The sequence below is a fragment of the Nostocoides sp. F2B08 genome, assembly GCF_009184895.1.
In the GTDB taxonomy this organism is placed as follows: domain Bacteria; phylum Actinomycetota; class Actinomycetes; order Actinomycetales; family Dermatophilaceae; genus F2B08.
The window spans coordinates 23,939-46,935 of the sequence record NZ_WESE01000009.1 but is presented as its reverse complement, the minus strand read 5'-3'; the positions used below and the strand labels follow the sequence as shown (position 1 = coordinate 46,935).

Below are 22,997 nucleotides of genomic sequence, written 5' to 3'. Positions count from 1 at the left end.
TCCGCTCAGGTGGCGGCCCTGTTCTTCTCCCATTCGTCGTCACGCCGACGCGCATCGGCCAGCGTGCGGGCGAGGCGGACCCCCGAAGCATTCGGGACAACAGTGGACAGGAAGTCCTCCGCGGAGATGCGGAGCAACCGGGACCCGCTCAGAGCCCGTATGGTCGCGGTCCTCGGCACCTCGTGCAGCAGCGCGATCTCGCCGAAACCGTCGCCGGGCGTCATCCTGTGGTGCCGCACCGAACCGTCGACGGTGACGGACAGCTCGCCCGAGTCCACGACGTAGAAGCAGTCCCCGACCTCGCCCTGGGTGATGACCGCCGTGCCCGGGGATACGTCGACCCAGTCCGACCGCTGCGCAAGGCGCTCGAGCTCGTACGGCTGCAGGGCGCTGAGGAAGGGAACGCGCCGCAGGAGGGTGATCTCCTCTTCCCGGGGGACGCTGCGGGAGTCGAGGCCGTGGATCGCGGCATACGACAGGAGTCCGAACAGTGCGACGAGGGCTCCGAGCGGCAGGAACGCCTGCCTGGCACCCATGACCTCGACGAGCAGCGGGCCGACGACGGCTCCGAGCGTCAGGCCGAGGAGTTCGACGCCTTCCTGAACCCCCATGACGCGGGCGAGAACCGCATCGTCGGTGCTGCGCTGGAGAAGGGTCCGGGCGGAGACGATGATCATCGAGATGCCCACGCCGATGAGGGTCAGCACGATCACGGTGGGGGCCAGTGAGCCGAGCAGCGAGATGGCGGCCTGGGCCAGCCCCATCAGTAGCGCACCGCCGACGATGATCGGCGCGAGCCGCCGACGGCGGGCGACGGTGGCGATGACGACCCCACCGATCGCCAGCCCCAGACCGTACGCGCCGGCCATGATGCCCGCGGTCGACTCGGTCAGCCCCAGAACCTGGTCGTTGAAGGTGATTGTCAAGGTGTCGTTCGCGCCCTCGACGACCGACATGACAGCGATCATCAGCAGCAGGGTGATCGCGCCCGCGCTGCGCCTCAGGGAGATGAAGCCGCCGAGCGCCTCGAGGATCCGACTGGGCACATCCTCCTCGCCCAGATGCGCCACCGGAGTGCGGAGACTGCCGGTGAGCAGTGCCGCACAAACCGCAAGCGCAGCGCACAGCATGAGGACGGTCCAGGCGCCGAGGTAGTCGGTGAGGACGCCGGCCAGCACATAGCCGACGAGGAGCGCGACGCCGTCGAGGGTCGAGGACAGCGCATTGGCAGAGACGACGTCACCGGGGCGGCGAGCCAGTAGGGGAAGCATGGCGAAGTGCATCGGACGTGCCACGCCCACCGCGATGTTGAGGAGTGTCGCGACAACGAGCATCGCCCAGAACGAGACGTCGAGGACGAGCATGAGGCCGGTCAGCGCCGAGGTCACCGCGATCGTGACATGGGTGAGCGCGAGAGCGCGGCTGCGGCGCATCCGGTCTCCGACGCCCGCGACGAACGGAATCAACACGATCGCCGGCACAAGCATGACGACCGAAGCGATCCCGACATACACCGGCCCGCCCTCGCGATAGGCGACGAGGAGGATGGCGAGCCACGTGGCGAACTCGACGAACGCGGTGATTCCATAGGCGAGCAGCGCGCGGCGGATCCGGGCGCCCAGACCAGAGCGCCCGTCGGTCGCGGTCGCCTGCATGCTCTTCCTCCGCCCACGAGCCAGGGCTCGTCAAACTACCGTCCGCAGCTGGGCTCCGTGTGACTCACCTCAGGTGAAAGTACTGGCCCGACAAGCGTCCCGGGGAGCCTCCCCGGGCAACTGCCCTAGTCCTCTTGACCATTCCTTTGCTTCTTCTATGGTTTGGTCCGTCGTCGTGCGGCATAATTCTGAGCACCTTTGTGGCGTGAGTCACGACCGTTGGAGCGTGCTGACTCCAACCGGTTTCCCCCATGTGTGGAGTCGATCATGCGAACTCTCAAGTCCTCCGGCCTCCTGGTCCTCGCGGCAGTGACCGCGCTGGTCGGGTCGTCACTTCCGATGATCGGAGCGATGCCGGGACAAGCCTCGCTGAGCTCCACCGTCTCCGCGGCGCCGGCGGCGACTGCCTCAGCCGGGACGCTTACCTTGCGCACGACGTCGAGCGCCGGCATCGTCGAGTGGGCCGGGCAGACCCAGACGTTCCGCGAGAAGACGCAGTGTCAGATCATCCAGGACCCGGGTCAACCGGACCTACTGACTCTCGAGGGTCGCGTCGGCGGCGCGGCTGGCACGGCTGGTTTCCGCAACGGAGACATCGGGGTCTATGAGTTCGACGCGGAGGGCAACGGCGCGGACAACGCGGCGCAGTGCTTCCGGGTCGACGCCGACTCGTTCATCGGCGACGAGACCCTCGTGCTTCGTCTCGGCCAGGATGCGGTCGACGAGTTCGGAGACCTGGTCGCCACCACGGTCACCATCGCGGCGTTCCGCAACTCCAAGTCCGGGGCCGTCTCCGTCGACCTCGTCCGATCCGACGGAACCGTCGTGGATGGGAGCCCCGTCAGCTGGAACGGCGGTAAGCCGGGGAGCCAGATCCCCACTCCCACCTACACCGGCGCCTTCACCGAGATCCGCCTCACCGCAGACTCGGGGAGCTTCAGCCTTCGCGGTGCGCAGTTCGCCCTGGCCTCGGAGGCGGATGCAGTCTTCTGCGCCGACGGACAGGCCGGTGACACGTTCACCAACGACGCCGGCGTCAAGGTCACGTATCTGGGTGACGTGTCGAGTGCCGGATGCGATCCATTCGGCATCCGACTGACCGGGGACGAGGACGCGAAGGTCTGGTTCATCAAGCCGCTGGACGTCAACCCGAACGCCCAGTTCATCTTCGAGGTCCCGTGGGACACGGTGGGATGGCCGGCTCTGACGCCTGGTTCCGAACTCCCGCAGGCCCTCATCGACTTCGAGGAGTCGGTTCCCCCCAACGAGATCGAGATGCCCTACTGTCCGGACTTCCTCTTCGACGGCACGGGGGCCTTGGTAGGCCTCGGCGCGAACCCGAACCCGGCTGACGTCGCTGCACTCGAGGCGCTGGACATGATCCCGGATGTCACGGGTGACCTCCGCACCGACGGCACCCAGTTCGCCTGCATCGGGGACCGGTCGGGGTCGGTCGAGAAGTCCGTCGGAGCCGACGGCTACGACGTCGGACTGACCGACCTGATCTACCTCATCGGTGACGCGAGGATGAGCCTGAAGTAGCCGAGCCGCCCACGACTCAGAGGCGGGGTTCGCGGATGGGCGTCCGGGTCAAGCCCGGACGCCCATCTCCGCGAGCAGCTCGTGAGCTCGAGCCTCGTCCGGGCTTCCGTCCACGAGGGCGGCGCGCACCTCGAGCAGCCGGGCCTCCTCGTAGAGCAGCTCCTGGGCGCGCGCCGACTCGAGCCCCGCGTCGATGGCGACCAATGCCTCGTCGCGTCGACCGAGACGCAGCAGCGCACCGCCCCGCACGAGCTGGGCTTGGGCCGCCACGGCGACGACCTCCTCGCCGGCCGCGACGTCCGCCGCATCCACGAGCCCGAGCGCTGCGACGGCCTGTCCTTGTTCGAGCGCCACCTGCGCACGCACGAGCAGCGCCTCCGCGGCGTTGAGCGGGCTTCCGAGGTCGGTGCTCTGCTCGACCACCTGCGCTGCGGTTCGGTCTGCATCCTCGAGGTCGCCACGCCGCAGGACGAGCCGCGCGAGGAGCAGGTCACCGAACAGCGCGACCAGCGGCATCCCAGAGGCCCGGAGCACGCGGACGGCTCCCCGCAACACCTCCTCGGCCTCGTCGAGATCGCCCTGGTGGATGAGGATCTCGGCGATGTTGAGGTCCGCCTCGGCCGCCTGGAAGTCCATACCGGCGCGCAGCGCCACGTCGCGGCTCGAGCGATACCAGTCCAGCGCCTCACTCCACCGTCCTGCTCCGAACGCCAGCACGCCGAGGTTCGTCCTCGCCACGGCCTGTCCGTGCAGGTCCGCGCACTGTTCGTAGATCTCGAGCGCCTCCTGGATCCGGTCGCCGGGTCCGGGCAGCCCGAGCTGCCACAGCGCGTGGCCGCTGGCCAGCAGGGCCGAGCCGAGGTTGTCGAGATCGTCGATCCGGCGGGCGCCCTCGGCGGCCCTGGTAGCCCACTGCTGGGCCTCGCGCGCCTTCTCCTGCCCGAGTCGGATCAGGGCGATGAGGTTGTCCAGCCGCACCATCACCGCAGCCGCCTCGGCGCCGTCGGCTCCGTCGAGCAGCCGCCGCGCCTGGGTCACGACCCGCAACGCGGTCCGCGGTGCGCCTGCGCGCTGGTGCACCCGCGCCCGCTTGGCCAGCACCAGCGCACGCCCCACCGGGTCCGCCGTCAGCGCGGCGGCCCGACGGTACGCCTCGATCGAGCCGTCGAGCACTCCGGCGAGCTCACGGAGCTCGCCGAGCAGCGCATACAGCTGGGCGCGGTCGGCATCGGTGACCCCGTCGACCCGGCGGCTGACCTCGATGGCCCGCTCGTACAGCTCGGCGGCGTCGACGTTCGCGTAGGCCCGCCGCGCCTCGGCACCCGCCCGGCGCGCATAGGTCCACGTGCGCTCGGAATCGCCGGCGCGCCAGAAGTGCAGCGCCAGAGTGGGGGCGTCGGCGTCGAGGTCGGTGCTGATCCGCTCGAGAGTCTCGGCGGCGGTGCGGTGCAGGCGGGCGCGGATCCGGTAGGCGAGACCCTCGTAGGCCGCGTCGCGGACAAGGCTGTTGCGGAACCGCATGCGCACATCACCGTCGGCCTCGAGGAACGCCGACAGGTCACCGAGGTCGCGGTCGGTGAGGTCGATACCGTCGGCCTCGAGGACGAGCCGCAGGATCTCGGTGCGGAAGCTGCGGCCGAGGACAGCGCAGTAGCGCAGGATCCGGCGGTGGTGGGGGAGGAGCGCGTCGATCTGCGTGAGCAGCGCCGCCCCGACCGACTCGGGCAAGCTGTCAAGAGAGCCCGCCCCGACCGCCACCCGGGTGACCTCGTCGACGAACAGCGGGTTGCCCTCCGCCCGACCGACGACGGCGGCGATCTCCTGCGGCCGCAGCGGGGTGGCCTCGGTCGCGGCGATGACGAGGCGTTCGATCACGTCGTCGGAAAGAGGGTGGAGGTCGATGCGCACGCCGCCGTCGGGGTCGAAGCCGCCGTCCTCGCTGCGGCGGATGGCGACGACCGCCCACGGCCGCTCGACGACGGCCGCGGCGATCCGCACGAGCAGTGCCGCTGAGGCGGCATCCGCCCAGTGCGCCTCCTCGACGGCGATGACCACCCGTCCCGGCATCGCCGTCTCGAGGAGCCGGATCACCGCGTCGGCGAGCCGGTCCGGCCGGTACCGGGGGTCGAGCTCGTCGACCTCGGGCGTGGATGGCACGTCCACCTGGGCGACGTCGGCGAGGAGCGGCGCCCAGGGGAGCAGGTCCGGCGCGACCCGGTCCAGCCCTGCCCGCAGCGCCCGGCCCATCGACTCGGGGTCGCCCCGCTCGATCCCGAGCAGGGTGCGCAGCGGGTCGCGGAGCATCCGATAGGCGCTGGCGGAGCCGTAGGGCTCGGCGCGCAGGACGATGAGGTGGTCCCGGTCGATCGTGTCGAGCACCTCGCGGACGAAGCGGGACTTGCCCATGCCGGTGCCGCCGGCGATGGTGACGACGCCTCCGGCACCGCCGAGCGCGTGCGTCAGCTCGGCGGTCGCGGTCGCGAGCTCCTCGTCGCGCCCGAGGAACGGCAGCCGGGACCCGGGCGCGGACTCGTCCCGGGTGCCGATCTCCTCGCCGACGTCGTAGACGAGCAGCGGGACGGCCTTGCCCTTCATCGGGAACGGCCCGGCCGGCGTCACGGCGAACAGGGTGCGCGAGTGCTCGAGGACGGCCGGGTGCGCGTAGAGGCACCCGGGGGGTGCCTTGGCCATGATGCGCGCAGCGGTGTTGGTCGTGTCGCCCATGCCGGTGTAGGCGCCGCGCTCGGGGATGCCGACCTCGGCAGCGAAGACGTGCCCGCGGTTGGTGCCGAGCTGCAGCGGCAGGGGACTGTCCGCGTCGGCGATGCGTTTCAGGGCACGCAGCATCCGGCCCTCGTTGTCCTCGAAGGCGGTGGGGATGCCCGAGCCGAGGAAGAACTTGCCGCCGTCGCTGTCCAGGTCCGTCGCGAGCAGGCTGACTCCCTCGGGCTCGAGGGCCTCCTCGACCAGGCTGACGGTGCGGTGCAGGCACGCGGCGAGGACGTCGGGTCCCGGTCCGGCGAGGAGGGCGTCCGTGCCGGAGAACCGGATGAAGGCGATGCAGGACAGCCGGTGCTCGGGGTCGGGGATCGCCGGCGCGAGGTAGTCGCCGAGGGCATGCGGGAACAGCGTGCGCAGGAGCGTCGGGTCGGCGGCGGGCAGCGGCGTCGCGCCCGGTGGGTCGGTGTGCGCGACCCGGCGGCGCAGCAGGAGCTGTCCGTCGCCCCGGTCGCGGGTCGCGTTCGAGCCGATCCGGTATGCGGTGGCCGGGCTGACCACGATCTGCCCCGCGTCGGCCGCCTTCTCCGCGTCGGCCGTCGCCGTCGCGCCGGGGCCGAGGATGAGCAGCTCGCGGGTGGGTGCGCCGACGAGGAAGAGGTGGATGTCGCCGGAGTGCACGCCGACCGACATCGACAGGGACAGCCGTCCCACTGAGGTGGGGACGGCGGCCGCGGCCCGCAGGGCGGAGCGCATCTCGACGGCGGCGTCGCAGGCCTGCTCGGGGTGGTCGTCACCGCGGAAGAGGAAGAGGAGCGCGTCCCCGCCGAACTTGAGCAGCTCACCCCCACGCGCGGCGGCGATCCGCAGCATCGGCCCGAAGACGCGGTTGAGGGTCTCGACGATCTCCTCGGCGCCGATTCGACCGCGGCGCGAGAGCTTCTCCGTCAGGGCGGTGAAGCCGGAGACGTCGGCGAAGACCAGGGTGCCGTCCACCACCCGCCACAGGGCACCGGGGCATTCGTCATCCCAGGTGAGCGTCAGCGGTGGAACGTGCCGGCGCAGATCGGTCATGGTGTCCAATCAGCCTTCTCGCAGGGGTCTGACCCCTAGACTTCCACAGGTCGAGAGATGACAGGCGGAGTTCTTCGCTCAGGGTGGAGGATCAAGGATGCGGCTCACCTTTCTCGGAGTCCGGGGGTCCACCCCGGCACCCGGAGCGGAGTTCGTCCGCTATGGCGGCCACACCTCGTGCGTGGCCGTTTCGACCGACTCGGCGAGCGAGCCGCAGCTGATCCTCGATGCCGGCACCGGCCTCCGGATGCTCACCCCGCTGCTCGCGCCCAACGCTTTCACGGGGTCGATCCTGATCAGCCACCTGCACTGGGATCACGTGCAGGGCATCCCGTTCTTCGCCGCGGGCGACCGCCCCGACGCGCGGGCCGACGTCTTCGTGCCGGCGGACGGTGGACTTAACGGCCGCGACCTCGTCGCCCGCTTCATGTCGCCGCCGTCCTTCCCGATCACCCCGGAGGGGCTCAAGGGCGACTGGTCCTTCACCGCGGTCGAGACCGAGGCCTTCACGGCTGAGGGCTTCGGTGTCCTGCCGTTCGAGGTCTCGCACAAGGGCGGGCGGACCTACGGCTACCGGGTCTCCGACGCCTCCGGCTCTATCGCCTATGTTCCCGACCACGCCCCGGCGGCGGGTGTCGATGCTGCTGCGCGGGAGGCGATGCACGGCGTCGACGTCCTGGTCCACGATGCCCAGTTCCTCGACCACGAACGGCCCAGGGCCGTTGACTACGGGCACGCGACCATCGACGAGGCCCTGGCCCTCGCCGACGAGGTCCATGCCCGCAGCCTCGTGCTGTTCCACCACGGCCCCGCCCGCACCGACATCGCGCTCGACGAGATCAGTGCGGAGTTCGGCCGGGACGGCTTCGCGGTGACGGCGCACGAGGGGATGACGATCGACGTCGGCGGCCGTCGCTGAGCGGCGCGCGTCAGTCCCGCGGATACCCGGCGTCTCTGGCCAGCGCGACCAGTGCCGCGCGGTCGCGGACCTGGAGCTTGGTGAGCACCGCCGAGGTGTAGTTGCGGACGGTCTTGTCGCTGAGTCCCAGCCGCCCGGCGATCTCCGTGGTGGAGTGTCCGCGGCAGATCTCGTCGAGCACGTCGTCCTCACGGCCGGTGAGCTGCGGGAACGCGCGACCGGCCCCGACGCCAGGGTCGCGGAGTCGCTGCTCGACCCGACGCGCCGCCTGCGGCGCGAGCACGGACTGGCCTCGGTGTACGGCCAGGATGGGGCTCGGGCGCCCGGCGTCCTGGGAGCCAGGGACCAGCGACCCGTCGGGCCGGGAGGTTTGCTCAGCCCACCTGGAGCGCGTCGATGATCCACCGTCCGTCGATGCCGCGAAGCTGCATGGCGATGGCCCGCACCCTGGTCCCGTCGATGACGACGATCGAGACCTCGGCGATCTCGTCGCGCGGGCGCGTGACGATGACCCGACGGACCGCGAGTCGCACCGGCGTCCCGCGCAGGGCCAGCCGCCGCCGGTGGGCGACGGAAGCGCGGGCGGTGACCCCCGCATACACGGTCGGTGAGGCCCAGCGCACCATCTGGACCACCGGCCGCCGGCCCGCCAGCACCTCGACGAGTGCCTGGGCGAGCGGGCCGGCGACCGCCTCGGGATCCGGCAGGGGCGACCGGAGGCGTGGGGTGGGCTCGTCCTCCTCGTGGTCCTCGAACTCGAGCCAGTCCTGGACGAAGCGGGCGTCGAGATCGTCGGGAGGATAGCCGTGGCCTGGCAGGGGCGCCGGGGTCAGTCGAGGCCGGGGGACCGGGACGATCTGGAGCGGCGAGAGCGCGGGCAGAGCGCTCACCGCGAGCCTCCGGAGACCGTCGAGCCCGGAACCTGGAGGACCTGCCCGGGCAGGAGTAGGTCCGGGTCCGGCCCGATGACCCGGCGGTTGGCCTGGAACCACCGCTGCCACTCGTCGGCGATCTCGGCATCGGTGGCGTCCGTCGCCAGGTGCGCGGCGGCGAGGTCCCAGAGGGTGTCCCCGCGTCGGACGGTCACCGAACGCGTCTCCCGCTCGGCGTCCGTCGTCCGCGGGGCGGTGAGAGTGACCGACGGCAGCGCGCGGACCGGGGTCGGCGTCCACCCCGGTGCCGGCGCCGGCGTGTGGGCCTCGGGATCGGGCTGGACCCAGATCGGCTCGGGCGCGGTGGCTCCCTGAGCCGTCGACCACGGACCCGCAGACCCGGCCGCGCCCACGCTGGTCCGCGTCAAGCTCTCGTGCGCCATGGCGGCACCCGGCAGGCCGGCCGTCAGGACGCTGACCCCGAGCAGCAGGCCGGCCCACCGGCGCACTGCCGCGGGTGCGACCGCGTCGAGGAGCCGGTCGCCGACGAACAGTGGGCCCGGGAGGGCCGCCAGCACGGAGAGCACCAGACCCAGCGCCACCCAGAGCAGGATGCCGAGGGCGCAGGTTGCGCTGGTGGCGACGACGAGCTCGTCGACGGACACCCGTCCAGGGGATCGGAGCGCGCCGAGCGTGTCACGCACGACGATGGCGAGCGCCCAGCCCGAACCGAGCGCGGCCAGGGCAACGGACAGGAGGACGACGACGCCGCGCACAGGATGCGGAGACTCTGATGAGGAGTGCATGTAAGGGACACTAAACAGCATCAAACAGCATGTAAAGCCCTCATTCGATCCTGTGGATAACTCTTCCGCACCGTCCGGCACGACATAGAGTGCGGAGGTATGCGCTGGCAGGGACTCTTCGACGACCTCGACGGGCAGTGGGCGGCGGAGGAGCGCCGTGATCGGGATGCGGAGGTCGCGGACCGCACACGTGCCGAACGCGCCCGCGTCGCCCTCGCCGAGCGGTGTGCCGCGAGCCGCGGAGCGGTCCTCGGGGTGTGGACGGTCACCGGGGAGCCGCTCGAGGGCACCCTCGTCGACCTCGGCGCCGACTGGCTGCTCCTGCGCGACGGCGCGGGCCGCGAGCTCCTCGTCGCGAGCGCCGCCATGACTGCGGTGACCGGCCTGAGCAGGCACAGCGACCCCGCGGTCACCTCACGCCGCTTCGCGCTGGGGTATGCGCTGCGAGCCCTCTCCCGCGACCGCGCCTCCGTCATCGTGACGGACCGCTCCGGCGGGCGGGTGAGCGGGACGATCGACGCCGTCGGTCAGGACTGGTTCGACCTGAGTGAGCACCCCGTCGACGAGCCGCGCCGAACGGGAGCCCTCACCGGCCGGCGGACCATCGCGACGTGGGCGGTCGTCTCCGTGCTCAGCGCGAGCGCGACGCGGGACGACGAGCGCTACTGAGCGTCGTCCTCGAGATCACCGGAGGCGACGAGCTGGGCGGTCCGCGCATACATCCGCTGGATGTAGGCCTCGAGCTCGGCTGTCTCGACGCGCCACTGACCCCGGCCGCCGACCTTGATGGCGGGCAGGTCGCCGCTGCGGACGAGGGCGTAGGCCTGGGCCGACGAGATGTCGAGGACCTCGCAGACCTCGGACAGCGGGATGAAGCGTTTGGCCATCCAGACACGATAGGACACCGAGCGCCGATGTCCACAGGGATATCCACAGATTGGGGACAAACGACACCCATCGAAGCCAAAGAGTGCCGTTGTGGACGAGTATTGGGGCACGCAGCGAAGGTTTGTCATGATGTGGCCCTCACTGCACCGCTGTTCCCGGCCGCAGGGACCCCTCGGGAGGGGTCGGCCGGGTCGTCGCTGAAAGGCACGGGGGACGAACATGTCTGACCTCTCCACGCTCGACCGCGCCCGCACCGAGCGCGCGCCCACCGACCGGGCCGCCCGGATCCAACCGCCGTCCTGGCGGGACTCGCGGCTCCTGGTCGGCGTCCTTCTCGTCCTCGCCTCGATCGCCCTGGGCTCCTATCTCGTGGCGCGCGCCGACGACAGCGTCCCGATGTACGCCGCGGCAGGGCCGCTCACACCGGGTCAGTCCCTCGACGAGTCCGCCGTGGTGCGGGTGGACGTCCGGCTCGCCGACGGGGTCGCCGGATACCTGCCCGCCGACGAGCCGCTCCCGGCCGAAGGTGTGGTGCTGCGCGAGGTCCGCTCCGGCGAGCTCGTGCCGCTCTCGGCCGTCGGTACCACCGATGACGCCGCCCTCTCGCAGGTCACCATCGCCGTCGACGCCACGTCGGCCGCGGCCCTGACCTCCGGCACCGTCGTCGACGTCTTCGTCAACCTGCCTGTCGCGGGCTCGGTCCGCGACGAGTACGCCGGTCCGGAGCGGCTGCTCGAACGCGTCACCGTCGCCGCTGTCGACACCTCCGGCCGAGGTCTCGGCGGCAGCGGGGCCGGCACGGCCGTTCGGATCATGGTCCCCGTCGAGCAGGTCCCCGACCTCATCGCCGCCGTCGACCTCCAGGCCAAGGTCACGGTCGTGCCGGTGCCCGGTGCGGTGACCCGGTCCGGCGGATGAGCGCCGCCCGTCTGCTCGTCGCGCTGTCCTCCGCCCAGGAGGCGCGGTTCGTCACCACGGTCGGCGGCTCCAGGTCGCTCGAGGTCGCGCGCCGCTGTGCCGACGTGCCCGACCTGCTGGCCGCCGCGGCGGCGGGCCTCGGCACGTGCGCGGCGGTCTCGCCGGACCTGCCACACCTCGAGCGTGATGTCGTCGACCGGCTCGTGCGGCTCGGCATCGCCGTGCTCGGGGTCACCGCACCGGGTGACGAGGAGGGGGAGCGCACCCTGCGCCAGCTCGGCGTCGACCGGGTGCTCGCGAGCACGGCCACGGCCCCGGAGATCGCGGCGGTCGTCGAGGACGTCGTCGCGCGCCACGTCCCGCCGCAGCCGGAGCTGCTGCGGGCGCACCGCATACCGGCTCCCGCGGAGCCGTTCGACCCCTCAGCCGACGGGGATCTCGACCGCCGCATCGACCTCGCCCTCGGCGGCGACTTCTCCGCGGTCCGCCCCGAACCAGCGGTCGCGGACCTGCCAGCGGAGGATCCCGAGGGGGAGATCGTCGCGGTCTGGGGACCGATCGGCGCACCCGGGCGCACGACCGTCGCGGTCACCCTCGCCGCGGAGTATGCGCTGGCCGGCTCCCGCGTCCTGCTCGTCGACGCCGACACGTACGGCTCCTCGGTCGCCCAGGTGCTCGGGCTCCTGGACGACACCCCCGGACTCGCGGCGGTGGCCCGCGCCGCCGAGCAGGGGACGCTCGACGCGGCGGGGCTGATGCGCCGCGCGCCCGAGGTGACGCCGAACCTGCGCGTGCTCACCGGCCTGCCGCGCGCCGACCGGTGGCCCGAGGTGCGCGACGGCGCCATGGGCACGATCCTCGACGTGAGCCGCCGGGTGGCCGACGTCGTCGTCGTGGACTGCGGCTTCGGGCTCGAGGCGGACGAGGAGCTCAGCTACGACACGGCGGCCCCGCGGCGCAACGCGACGACCCTGACCACACTCGAGCGCGCCGACCACCTCGTCGCCGTCGGTGCAGGCGAGCCGGTCGGGCTGCAGCGGCTGGTCCGAGGGCTCACCGAGCTCGCGCACGTGAGCTCGCCGTCTCCCCGCGTCGTCGTCACGCGGGTGCGCGCATCGGCCTCCGGACCCGGTCCGGAGTCCGCGATCCGCGAGATCCTCGGCCGGTTCAGCGGGATCGAGGACGTCGCGGTCGTGCCCGACGACCGCGACGCGTGCGACGGGGCGATGCTCGCCGGACGGACGCTCGTCGAGCACGCCCCGGCCAGCCGGGCCCGCCTGGCCCTGCGCGACGTCGCCCGCGAGCTGCTGCCGGACCGGGTGCCGGAGGTCTCCACCCGACGGTCCCGCCGCGGACGGCGGGCCTCCTAGGATCTGCGACCATGGGAGGCGTGACAGACCGCCTCGCCTCGCTCGATGCGTCGTTCCTCTACATGGAGGACGCCACGACCCCCATGCACGTCGGCACCGTGCTCGTCTTCGAACCCGAGCGGGGCTCGGGGGGCGACGGGACGCTCGACTACGACGAGATCGTCGGCATCATCGCCGAGCGGATCACGACGAGCCCGCGCTACCGGCAGGTCATCCGCCACGTCCCCGGACGCATCGCGGCGCCGGTCTGGGTCGACGACCCCCGGTTCGACATCACCTACCACGTCCGCCGCGCCGCCCTGCCCAAGCCCGGAAACCTCAACCAGCTCGGCGAGTTCGTCGCGCGCGTCCAGTCCCGGCTGCTCGACCGGTCGCGCCCGCTGTGGGAGGTCTACCTCGTCGAGGGACTCGAGGGCGGCCGGTTCGCGATCATCACCAAGGCCCACCACGCGCTCGTCGACGGCGTCAACGCGATCGACATCGCGGACCTCATCGTCGAGGAGAAGGCGACGACGGCGCGCGACACCACCCGGCTCTGGCGCGCCCGCCCCGCCCCGAGCGACGTCTCGCTCGTCCTCGGCGCCGTCCTCGACGGGGTCCGCCGGCCCGGCACCGCCGTCGAGGCGATCCGCGGCGGACTGGACGAGATCCGCTCGGCTCTCGGGCGCGCCGGCCAGGGCCTCGGCGACATGGGCTCGGCGCTCATGCGCGCCTCCGCCCGCCCCGCGCCGCCCAGCCCGCTCAACCGCACGATCGGGGAGGCCCGACGGTTCGTCATGGTCGACACCGACCTCGACGACTACCGCACGGTGCGGGCGCGCCTGCCGAAGGGCAACTTCGCCGAGGACGTGACGACGCACGACGTCATCCTCGCCGTGGTCACCGGCGCGCTGCGGATCTGGATGCTCACGAGGGGCGAGCCGGTGCGCAGCGGGACGACCGTCCGGGCCCTGGTGCCGATGAGCATCGACGACGAGGACGACGCAGGTGGGGCACGCGGTGACGGCTCCTCCGACCGGGCCGGTGGGCGCATCGACGCCTGCATCATCGACCTGCCGGTGGGGGAGCCGTCGGCGTCGATGCGCCTGCACCAGATCGCCTTCGCGATGCGCCAGCAGTTCGAGGGCGGCCGCGCGGTCGCCGCGCACCGTCTGTCCGGCGTCGCCGGATTCGGGTCGCCGACGATCCACTCGCTCGCAGCCCGGGCGGGCAGCGCGATGTCGCGTCGCTTCTTCAACGTCTCCATCACCAACGTCCCCGGCCCGCAGGCCGCGCGCTACGTCGGCGGCGCCCGGATGGTCCGGGCCTACCCCGTCATGCCGCTCGCCAAGGGACAGGCGCTCGCGATCGGGCTCGTGTCCTACCGGGGCACCGTCTGCTACGGCCTGAACGCCGACCGCGACTCGATGAAGGACCTCGCCGTCATCGGCGATGCCATCCCCGACGCGCTCGAGGAGCTGCTCGCCGCGCACAGCACCCGACGGAAGGCCTGAGCGACGTGCGTCCCCGCCGGATCTACCTGCCGCTGACCCACGACCAGCTGCGCGCCCTGGCGGCGGACCGCCGCCTCGTGGCCCCGCTCGAGGGGTATTCGGCCGGCGCCCCCGGACGCGTCGACGCCCGGATCTCCCCGGCCGCCGCGGAGGAGGAGGCCGAGTACCTCGCTTTCGTCGCCGCCTCGGAGCACGCCGCGGCGCTCAGCGCAGGCGCACGGCGCGTCATCGCCTCGGCCGACATCGCGCCGGGCTCGGTGCGCGAGAGCGGCGTCGACGAGGCCGGCGGTGGTCCGGTCGTTGTGCTGCTCGGCGACGAGGTCCCACTGCGCGCGGTCGTCTCGTTGCACGTCGACGAGGACGGGGACGACTCCGCGGAGCCCGACCTGCTCTGGTACGACATCACCGAGCTCGCCGCCGTGCTGGAGGATCTCGGTCTGGAACACTGAGGCAACCGCCTCACTACCCCGACACAGAGGAGCTCGACGTGTTCGACGCCGTCACCCACGTGCCCGCCCCCATCAACGAGCCGGTCCTCGACTACGCCCCCGGCAGTCCGGAGCGCGCCGAGCTCGAGGTGGCCCTCGCCGAGGCGCAGGCCACGAAGGTCGACCTCCCGCACACGATCGGTGGGACGCGCGTCCAGGGGTCCGGCAAGAAGATCGACGTCGTCCAGCCCCACGCCCACCGCCACGTGCTCGGCACTTTGCGCAACGCGACGAAGGCCGACGCGAGCGCGGCGGTCGACGCGGCCGTCGCGGCGGCGCCGGAGTGGCGAGCCCTCTCGTTCGACGACCGGGCCTCGATCCTCCTCAAGGCCGCCGACCTCCTCGCCGGTCCGTGGCGCGCCCGGATGAACGCGGCGACGATGCTCGGTCAGTCCAAGACCGCATACCAGGCGGAGATCGACAGCGCGTGCGAGCTCGTCGACTTCTGGCGCTTCAACGTCCACTTCGCCCGCCAGATCCTTCAGGAGCAGCCGCCGGCCAACGGCCGCGGGCTGTGGAACCGCACCGACTACCGAAGCCTCGAGGGCTTCGTCTACGCGGTCACTCCGTTCAACTTCACCGCCATCGCCGGCAACCTGCCGACCTCCCCCGCACTCATGGGCAACACCGTTGTCTGGAAGCCCGCGCACACCCAGCAGTTCGCCGCCCAGGTGATCATGGAGCTGCTCGAGGAGGCCGGCATGCCGCCCGGCGTCGTCAACCTGGTGGCCGGCGACGGCATCGCCGTGAGCGACGTCGTCCTCGACCACCCGGAGTTCGCCGGCCTGCACTTCACCGGTTCGACCCGGGTCTTCCAGATGTTCTGGCGCGAGATCGGCGCCCGGATCGAGGGCTACCGGCACTACCCGCGCATCGTCGGTGAGACCGGCGGCAAGGACTTCATCATGGCGCACCCGAGCGCCGACCCCGACGTGCTGCGCACGGCGATGATCCGGGGCGCGTTCGAGTTCCAAGGCCAGAAGTGCTCGGCCGCCTCGCGCGCCTACGTCCCACGATCGTTGTGGAAGGTCATCAAGGACGACCTCGTCTCGCTCACCGACGGGCTGTCCGTCGGGCCGACGACCGACCTGTCGAACTTCATGGGGGCCGTCATCGACGACCGCGCCTTCGCCAAGCACAAGGCCGCCATCGACCGGGCCAACGCCACGGCCGGGATCGACGTCGTCGCCGGCGGCACCTACGACGACTCCGAGGGCTACTTCGTGCGGCCGACCGTGCTCGTCGGCGAGGACCCGACCGACGAGATCTTCACGACCGAGTACTTCGGCCCGATTCTCTCCGTGCACGTCTACCCGGACCGCCAGTTCGGCAAGGTGATGACCCAGATGGAGTCGGCCGCCCCGTATGCGCTGACCGGCTCGATCATCGCCCAGGACCGGGCGGTCATCGCCGAGGCGACCGACGCGCTCCGCTTCGCCGCCGGAAACTTCTACGTCAACGACAAGCCGACCGGCGCCGTCGTCGGGCAGCAGCCGTTCGGCGGCGGGCGAGCGTCCGGCACGAACGACAAGGCCGGCTCGGCACAGAACCTGCTCCGGTGGGTCAGCCCGCGCTCCATCAAGGAGAACTTCGTCCCGCCGACGGCGCACCCCTACCCGCACATGGGCTGAGGGGACCCCCCGACGTCCGGCTGCACGCCAGTTGTGCGCCCGGGCCCCCGAACTGCGACCTGACCCCTGAAATTGCGGGTGTCAGGTCGCAGTTCGGGTGCTTCAGAGCGGTCGCGGTGCGCAGGCGCGCTTCGGTGCTCCAGCCGCCAGCCGCCAGCCGCCGGCTGCCGCTCTCGCCTACTCCTGCTACTCGGCGCGCTTGGCGAGCAGCTCGGTCTCGATGTCGACGCCGGCGGCGACGGCAGGAGCGGCGGCCTCCTCGATCTTGCGCCCGATGATCGGGATCGAGGCGCTGATCTTGAGGTCGATCTGGTCGTGGGTGGACGCGGCATCCTTCGGCGTGAGCCGTCGGGCACCGGCCACCGAGATCGGTGCGCCCTGGACGTGCACGCGCAGCTCGGCGACGAACAGGCCGCGGTCGTCCGGGCCGGTCCAGGTCTGGGTCTCGTGGATCGAGAAGGTCTCACCCACGAAGCCCCGCGCGACCTCGGGCAGTGGGTCGGTCGGCATGACGCGCCGGGTCTGGATGACGACCCGGTTGCGCTCGACCTGGATGGCGGAGTCCCAGGAGAGGGCGTAGGTCAACCGGCACTTCTCGTTCTGGAAGTCCTCCTCGGCGAGGATGTCCATGACGAGCTCCGGCGTCAGGGCATAGGTCGCGTTGCGCGTCACCTTCATTCGCTCAGGCTAGCCCCTCGCACAGCGCGCCCGCGCCTCCTCCAGGTCGCGTCGGAGAGCCCGTCGGGCGGTGTCCAGGTCGAGCAGGACGGTGTCGAGCACCCGCTGGAGCCGGGCGGCCGACTCGCGCCGCTCACGCTCTGCTCCGGCGTCGGCGACACCCCGCACACCGGCTGGTCCGATGACGGTGCCTCCGTCGACGACCAGGCCCGTCGCGCGGGCCCGCTCGCCGATGCGGCGGGCGAGTGCGAGCGCGTCGCCCAGCTCACTCGCGTGCTCGGTGACGCGGCGACCGGCGAGGTCCATCGCCGCGGTCAGAGCGTCACCTCGAACGCGCAGCTCGCGCAGCCGGGTCCCGTGGAGGCGAGCGGTTGTGTCGCGCGTCGACCCCGATCCGGTATGCGGTCGAGACTCTCCCTCGAGGGCACCGAGCAGCTCGCGCAGCTCCGCGGCGGCACGCTGCAGCGCCGAGCCGAGGGCTGCGAGCGACGCGGGGTCGCCGAGCACCGGCTCGGCCGGACGGGCGTCGGCGGTGCTCCACGGCATCAGGAGCCGCCGTCCCGGCGCAGCCGCGCGACCTCCATGACGCGGCGCAGGTCGTCGGCGTCGGAGCGCAGGGTCCGCAGCGCCCCGACGATCTCGTCCACGCACCCGTCGAGAGTGCTTCCGGTCGACTGGTCCCCCGCATACGGAGTGACGGCGAACAGCTCCTCGCACGCGAGGTCGAGCCGGCCGACCAGCACGGTGAGCACGTCCGGCACCTCGTCGCCCTCGGGTTCGGTGACGGGAGGCTCGGCGCCCTCCTCCACCCCTGCGGTGTCAGGCGCCGACTCCATCACTCTCGCCACTCTAGCCCGGTGCCACGGAACCTCCTCTGCGTCGTCCACAGCCGTCGCCCACGGGGGGCTAGGCTGACCAGCGGGGTGCAACGAGGCGCCCCGCCGATCCCGGCTCGCGACGCCAAGGATGCTGATCACACGATGAGTGACACGCTCGCCACGACCCGTCACGCCCTCCTCGAGTCGGCCGCCTCGATGGCCAAGCGGTCAGCCGGCCGCGGGGACGCCCGCGGCACCTCGCTGCTGCCGTTCCTCGAGCGGTACCACCGGCACACGACGACCGAGGACCTCTTCGCGCGCCAGGCCGAAGACCTGCTCGGCGCCGCTCTCTCCCACAGGTCCCTGGCCGCCAAGCGACCCGAGGGCACCGCCGCGATCCACGTGTTCAACCCCGACATGGACGAGCACGGCTGGGCCAGCGGGCACACCGTGGTCCAGGTCGTCACCGACGACATGCCCTTCATCGTCGACTCCGTGATCGCGGCGCTCGCCGCGCTGGACCGCAATGTCTTCCTCCTCCTCCACCCCCAGCTCGTCGTGCGCCGCGACGCGACGGGCCGACTCGAGGAGGTCCTCGACGCCGACGAGGTGCACGCGGGGACCCACTCGGAGACCTTCGGCGAGCAGCGGGAGTCCTGGCTGCACATCGAGATCGACCGCACGAGCGACCCCGCCGAGCGGGAGCGGATCGCCGACCGGCTGCGGACCGTGCTCGACGACGTCCGCGTCGCCGTCGAGGACTGGGGAAAGATGACCCGCCGGTGTTGGGATATCGCCGCAGGCCTGAAGGAGTCGCCGCCGACCTGCGTCGACGCGGAGGAGGTCCGGCTCACGGTGACCTTCCTCGAGTGGCTCGCCGACAACCACTTCACCTTCCTCGGCTACCGCGAGTACGCCCTCGAGCGTCGTCCCGACGGGCTCGGCGACCAGGTCCGCACCACCCTCGGCACCGGCCTCGGCCTGCTCCGCTCCGACCCGGCCGCAGACCGGATGTCCGTGGACCTCACGCCGCAGGCGTCCGAGGTCGCGCGGCGCAAGGAGCTGCTCATCATCACCAAGGCCAACTCGCGCTCCACGGTGCACCGGCCCGTCCACATGGACTACATCTCGGTGCGCACCTTCGACGAGGCCGGCGAGGTCACCGGCGAGCAGCGGTTCATCGGCCTGTTCGCCTCCACGGCCTACACCGAGTCGGTCATGCGGATCCCCCTCGTCCGGGACAAGGTCCAGGCCGTCATCGAGGGATCCGGGTTCACCCCCGACTCCCACTCGGGCAAGGACCTGCTCGGCGTCCTCGAGACCTACCCGCGCGACGAGCTGTTCCAGGCCGAGGTCCCCCACCTCAGGGAGACCGCGCTGGCCGTCTCGCACATGCAGGAGCGCCGCGGCACCCGGCTGTTCCTGAGGCGCGACGACTTCGGCCGTTACGTCTCGTGCCTGGTCTACATCCCCCGCGACCGCTACAACACGGCCGTGCGACTGCGGATGGAGCGCATTCTGCGCGAGGCGTGGAGCGGGGCCAGCACCGACTACACGACCCGGGTCGGCGAGTCCAAGCTCGCCCGCCTGCACTTCGTCGTCCGAATGGCGCGTGGTGAGGCGATCCCCGACGTCGACGTCAGCGCGGTCGAACGCCAGCTCCTCGACGCGACCCGCACATGGGAGGAGGACCTCGCCGACTCGATGCGCACCGAGATCGGCGAAGAGGGTGCGGCCCGGATGATGGGCCTGTACGGCAAGAGCTTCCCACCGGCCTACGAGGACGACTTCCCGCCCCGGATGGCGATCGCCGACATGCGCCACCTCGAGGCGCTCACGCGCGAGGACGCCACCGGCCGGGCGCTGTACCAGTCACCCGGCGCGCCCGAGGACGAGCGCCGGTTCAAGCTGTTCCGACGCAAGCCGGTGTCGCTGACCGACGTGCTGCCGGTCTTCACCGACCTCGGGGTCGAGGTCGTCGACGAGCGTCCCTACGACATCACCCGGGGCGACGGTGTCCGGGCCTTCATCTACGACCTGGGCCTACGCATACCCGACGGATCGCTCTGGACCGAGGGCAGTCGGGAGCGGGTGCGCGAGCTGTTCCAGGACGCGGTCGGTGCCATCTGGGACGGCCGGGCCGAGTCCGACGGCTTCAACGCCCTCGTCCTCGAGGCGGGCCTGACCTGGCGGCAGGTCGCGATCATCCGCACGATCGGCAAGTACCTCCGCCAGACCCGCACCGCGTTCAGCCAGCCGTACCTCGAGGCTGCTCTCGTGGTCAACCACGAGCTGGCCCGCCTGCTCGTCGACCTGTTCGAGACGCGCTTCGACCCACACCGGTATGCGTCGGGCGGCTCGGGCGAGTCCGACTCCGACGTGAGCGCCGAACGGACCGAGGCGGTCGAGGCGCTCGAGCGCACCATCCTCGACGCCCTCGACGACGTGACCTCGCTCGACCACGACCGGATCATCCGGGCTTTCCTCGGGGTCATCATGGCGACGCTGCGCACGAACTACTTCCAGGTCGACGCCGACGGGGAGCCCAAGACCTACATCTCGCTGAAGCTCGAGCCGGCCAAGGTCCCGGACATGCCGAGTCCGAAGCCGGCCTTCGAGATCTGGGTCTACAGTCCGCGGGTCGAGGGCGTCCACCTGCGCTTCGGTCCGGTGGCGCGCGGCGGCCTGCGGTGGTCGGACCGCCGCGAGGACTTCCGCACCGAGGTGCTCGGCCTCGTCAAGGCGCAGATGGTCAAGAACGCCGTCATCGTGCCGACCGGGTCCAAGGGCGGCTTCTTCGCCAAGCGGCTTCCGGACCCGGCGCAGGACCGCGACGCGTGGCTGAACGAGGGGATCGAGGCCTACAAGGTCTTCATCTCCGGCCTGCTCGACGTGACCGACAACCGCCTCGACGGCGAGATCGTCCCACCGCCGGACGTCGTGCGCCACGACGGGTCCGACCCCTACCTCGTGGTCGCCGCCGACAAGGGCACGGCGAGCTTCAGCGACATCGCGAACTCGGTCTCCCAGGGCTACGGCTTCTGGCTCGACGACGCCTTCGCCTCCGGCGGCTCGGCCGGCTACGACCACAAGGGCATGGGCATCACCGCCCGCGGGGCGTGGGAATCGGTCAAGCGCCACTTCCGCGAGCTCGGGCTGAACACCCAGGAGGAGGAGTTCACGGTCCTCGGCATCGGCGATATGAGCGGCGACGTGTTCGGCAACGGCATGCTGCTGTCCGAGCACATCCGGCTCGTCGCGGCCTTCGACCACCGCCACATCTTCCTCGACCCCGACCCCGATGCGGCGGCGTCCTATGCCGAGCGGCGCCGGCTGTTCGACCTGCCCCGGTCGTCGTGGGCGGACTACGACGAGTCGCTCATCAGCGAGGGCGGCGGGGTGTATGCGCGCACCCTGAAGTCGATCCCGCTCACCGACCAGGTGCGTGACCTGCTCGACCTGACCGACGACCGGACGGCGATGACTCCATCGGAGCTCATTCGCGCGCTCCTCCTCGCACCGGTCGACCTGCTGTGGAACGGCGGCATCGGCACCTACGTCAAGGCCTCCACCGAGACCGACGCCGACATCGGCGACCGCGCGAACGACTCCATCCGCGTCAACGGCCACGAGCTGCGCGTGCGGGTCGTGGGTGAGGGCGGCAACCTCGGGATGTCCCAGCTCGGCCGGATCGAGGCAGCGCTGCACGGCGTGCGGGTCAATACCGACGCCATCGACAACTCCGCAGGCGTCGACACCTCGGACCACGAGGTCAACATCAAGATCCTGCTCGGCGAGGTCGTGCGCGCCGGAGACCTGACGATGAAGCAGCGGAACCAGCTGCTCGCGTCGATGACCGACGAGGTCGCCCGACAGGTGCTGCGGACGAACTACGAGCAGAACGTCCTGCTCGGCAACGCGCGGGCCCAGGAGCACTCGATGCTCAGCGTCCACGAGCGGCTCATCCAGTGGCTCGAACGTCGCGGCGACCTCGACCGGTCGCTGGAGTTCCTGCCCGACGACCAGCAGATCGCCCAGCGTGCGGGAGAGGGGCTGGGGCTGAAGTCGCCGGAGTTCTCCGTCCTCGTCGCCTATGCCAAGCTCGCCCTCAAGCACGACCTGATGCCGACGACGCTGCCCGACGACCCCTATCTGCAGCGCTACCTCGCCGACTACTTCCCGGCCGAGATCCGGCGGCGCTACGGCGACCGGCTCGACCGGCACCCGCTGCGCCGCGAGATCATCGTCAACGCGGTCGCCAACACGATCGTCAACCGCGGCGGCATCACCTTCGCCTTCCGGGTCATGGAGGAGACCGGTGCCGGTCCCGAGCAGGTGGCGCGGGCGTTCGTCGTCGCGCGCGAGATCTTCGACATGGTCGGCTTCGTCGGGGACGTGGAGGCACTCGACAACCAGGTGTCGACACAGGTGCAGTCCGACCTCTACCTCGAGTTCCGGCGGCTCATCGACCGGGCCGTGCGATGGTTCATCACGGCACGCCCGGCGCGGCTGGACATCGAGACCGAGGTGGCGCGCTACCGCCCGGTCATCGACGCCCTGGGTCCACAGGTGCCGAGCTGGCTGCGCGGCGCCGAGCTGAAGCGACTGCAGCGCCGCGTCGGGACCCTGACCAGCGGCGGCGCGCCCGAGCAGCTCGCGGTGCGGTCGGCCTCCGGGCTGGACCAGTTCTCGCTCCTCGACATCGTCGACGTCGCCTCCTCGACGGGCAAGGACCCCGCCGAGGTCGGGCCGCTGTACTTCGTGCTCTCCGAGCGCTTCGGGATCGACGTGATGCTCGGCAAGGTGGCCCGCCTGCCGCGCGAGGACCGCTGGGACGGCCTGGCCCGCGGCGCGTTGCGCGACGACCTCTACGGTGTGCTCGAGTCGCTCGCCGAGGCGGTCATCGCCGACTGCCCGGACGGCGACATCAGCGACCCGGACGCCGCGTTCGAGGTCTGGGCCACCCGCAACCACGACACGCTGCAGCGGGCGCGCTCCTCGCTCGTGCAGATCGAGCGGATGGAGTCGCCGAACATCGCCGCCCTCTCGGTCGCGCTGCGCACGCTGCGCTCGGTGCTGCGCTCGGGGGCGGCCACGACGTGACCTGTGCCGGAGAGGTCCCGGCGC

The 22,997-nt window shown here is 71.5% G+C and carries 18 protein-coding genes; 9 read left to right on the top strand and 9 right to left on the bottom strand.

Annotated elements, in window-relative coordinates:
• Positions 1-5: 5 nt before the first annotated feature.
• Positions 6-1,655, bottom strand: a complete 1,650-nt coding sequence (locus GA707_RS16700; RefSeq protein ID WP_152179591.1) for an MFS transporter — start codon at positions 1,653-1,655, stop codon at positions 6-8.
• Between the two features lie 267 nt (positions 1,656-1,922).
• Between GA707_RS16700 and GA707_RS16695 the strand changes: the two genes are divergently transcribed.
• Entirely contained in the window at positions 1,923-3,197 is a 1,275-nt protein-coding gene (locus GA707_RS16695) for a hypothetical protein (RefSeq protein WP_152179590.1), read from the top strand.
• A gap of 48 nt (positions 3,198-3,245) precedes the next feature.
• On the opposite strand, the gene GA707_RS16690 is transcribed toward GA707_RS16695, so the two are convergent.
• Complete coding sequence (locus GA707_RS16690; RefSeq protein ID WP_152179589.1) at positions 3,246-6,989, bottom strand: adenylate/guanylate cyclase domain-containing protein; 3,744 nt, start codon at positions 6,987-6,989, stop codon at positions 3,246-3,248.
• Positions 6,990-7,086: 97 nt separating this feature from the next.
• Between GA707_RS16690 and GA707_RS16685 the strand changes: the two genes are divergently transcribed.
• A complete protein-coding gene (locus tag GA707_RS16685) occupies positions 7,087-7,908 on the top strand; it encodes an MBL fold metallo-hydrolase (protein WP_152179588.1) in 822 nt (273 codons plus the stop codon).
• A 10-nt stretch (positions 7,909-7,918) separates the two neighbouring features.
• On the opposite strand, the gene GA707_RS21390 is transcribed toward GA707_RS16685, so the two are convergent.
• The 3 genes from GA707_RS21390 to GA707_RS16675 form a co-directional block, all read right to left on the bottom strand.
• Entirely contained in the window at positions 7,919-8,191 is a 273-nt protein-coding gene (locus GA707_RS21390; protein WP_226963889.1) for a LuxR C-terminal-related transcriptional regulator, read from the bottom strand.
• Positions 8,192-8,282: 91 nt separating this feature from the next.
• On the bottom strand, positions 8,283-8,798 hold the full coding sequence (locus tag GA707_RS21385) for an Rv3235 family protein (RefSeq protein WP_226963888.1): 516 nt from the start codon (positions 8,796-8,798) through the stop codon (positions 8,283-8,285).
• Positions 8,795-9,586 carry a LysM peptidoglycan-binding domain-containing protein gene (locus GA707_RS16675; protein WP_226963887.1) on the bottom strand — a complete coding sequence of 264 codons (792 nt, stop codon included), beginning with the start codon at positions 9,584-9,586 and terminating at the stop codon, positions 8,795-8,797. Before GA707_RS16675 ends, GA707_RS21385 begins: the two co-directional genes overlap by 4 nt.
• 99 nt (positions 9,587-9,685) lie before the next feature.
• On the opposite strand from GA707_RS16675, the gene GA707_RS16670 reads away from it, so the two are divergent.
• Positions 9,686-10,255 (top strand): hypothetical protein, encoded by a 570-nt coding sequence (locus GA707_RS16670; protein ID WP_152179585.1) that lies wholly within the window; start codon positions 9,686-9,688, stop codon positions 10,253-10,255.
• On the opposite strand, the gene GA707_RS16665 is transcribed toward GA707_RS16670, so the two are convergent.
• Positions 10,249-10,473, bottom strand: a complete 225-nt coding sequence (locus GA707_RS16665; protein WP_152179584.1) for a helix-turn-helix domain-containing protein — start codon at positions 10,471-10,473, stop codon at positions 10,249-10,251. The genes GA707_RS16670 and GA707_RS16665 overlap by 7 nt on opposite strands.
• A 220-nt stretch (positions 10,474-10,693) precedes the next feature.
• Between GA707_RS16665 and GA707_RS16660 the strand changes: the two genes are divergently transcribed.
• Genes GA707_RS16660 through pruA form a run of 5 tightly spaced genes read left to right on the top strand, consistent with a single transcriptional unit; the run spans position 10,694 to position 16,374 of the window.
• The gene (locus tag GA707_RS16660; RefSeq protein ID WP_152179583.1) at positions 10,694-11,392 is read left to right on the top strand and encodes a hypothetical protein; all 699 of its coding nucleotides are present in this window, start codon (positions 10,694-10,696) and stop codon (positions 11,390-11,392) included.
• On the top strand, positions 11,389-12,762 hold the full coding sequence (locus GA707_RS16655; RefSeq protein WP_152179582.1) for a CpaE family protein: 1,374 nt from the start codon (positions 11,389-11,391) through the stop codon (positions 12,760-12,762). Before GA707_RS16660 ends, GA707_RS16655 begins: the two co-directional genes overlap by 4 nt.
• A gap of 11 nt (positions 12,763-12,773) precedes the next feature.
• The gene (locus tag GA707_RS16650) at positions 12,774-14,255 is read left to right on the top strand and encodes a wax ester/triacylglycerol synthase family O-acyltransferase (RefSeq protein WP_226963886.1); all 1,482 of its coding nucleotides are present in this window, start codon (positions 12,774-12,776) and stop codon (positions 14,253-14,255) included.
• Positions 14,256-14,260: 5 nt separating this feature from the next.
• Positions 14,261-14,704 carry a hypothetical protein gene (locus GA707_RS20935; RefSeq protein WP_193315384.1) on the top strand — a complete coding sequence of 148 codons (444 nt, stop codon included), beginning with the start codon at positions 14,261-14,263 and terminating at the stop codon, positions 14,702-14,704.
• Between the two features lie 38 nt (positions 14,705-14,742).
• Positions 14,743-16,374 carry an L-glutamate gamma-semialdehyde dehydrogenase gene (gene pruA / locus GA707_RS16645; RefSeq protein ID WP_152179581.1) on the top strand — a complete coding sequence of 544 codons (1,632 nt, stop codon included), beginning with the start codon at positions 14,743-14,745 and terminating at the stop codon, positions 16,372-16,374.
• 186 nt (positions 16,375-16,560) lie between these two features.
• On the opposite strand, the gene GA707_RS16640 is transcribed toward pruA, so the two are convergent.
• The 3 genes from GA707_RS16640 to GA707_RS16630 are packed head-to-tail and all read right to left on the bottom strand — an operon-like array spanning position 16,561 to position 17,891.
• Entirely contained in the window at positions 16,561-17,052 is a 492-nt protein-coding gene (locus GA707_RS16640; RefSeq protein WP_152179580.1) for a DUF2505 domain-containing protein, read from the bottom strand.
• A 9-nt stretch (positions 17,053-17,061) separates the two neighbouring features.
• Positions 17,062-17,598 (bottom strand): hypothetical protein, encoded by a 537-nt coding sequence (locus GA707_RS16635; protein WP_152179579.1) that lies wholly within the window; start codon positions 17,596-17,598, stop codon positions 17,062-17,064.
• The gene (locus tag GA707_RS16630) at positions 17,598-17,891 is read right to left on the bottom strand and encodes a hypothetical protein (RefSeq protein ID WP_152179578.1); all 294 of its coding nucleotides are present in this window, start codon (positions 17,889-17,891) and stop codon (positions 17,598-17,600) included. The genes GA707_RS16635 and GA707_RS16630 overlap by 1 nt, the downstream gene beginning before the upstream one ends.
• A 141-nt stretch (positions 17,892-18,032) precedes the next feature.
• Here GA707_RS16630 and GA707_RS16625 point away from each other — a divergent pair, with 141 nt between their 5' ends.
• Positions 18,033-22,973, top strand: a complete 4,941-nt coding sequence (locus tag GA707_RS16625; protein ID WP_152179577.1) for an NAD-glutamate dehydrogenase — start codon at positions 18,033-18,035, stop codon at positions 22,971-22,973.
• Positions 22,974-22,997: the final 24 nt, after the last annotated feature.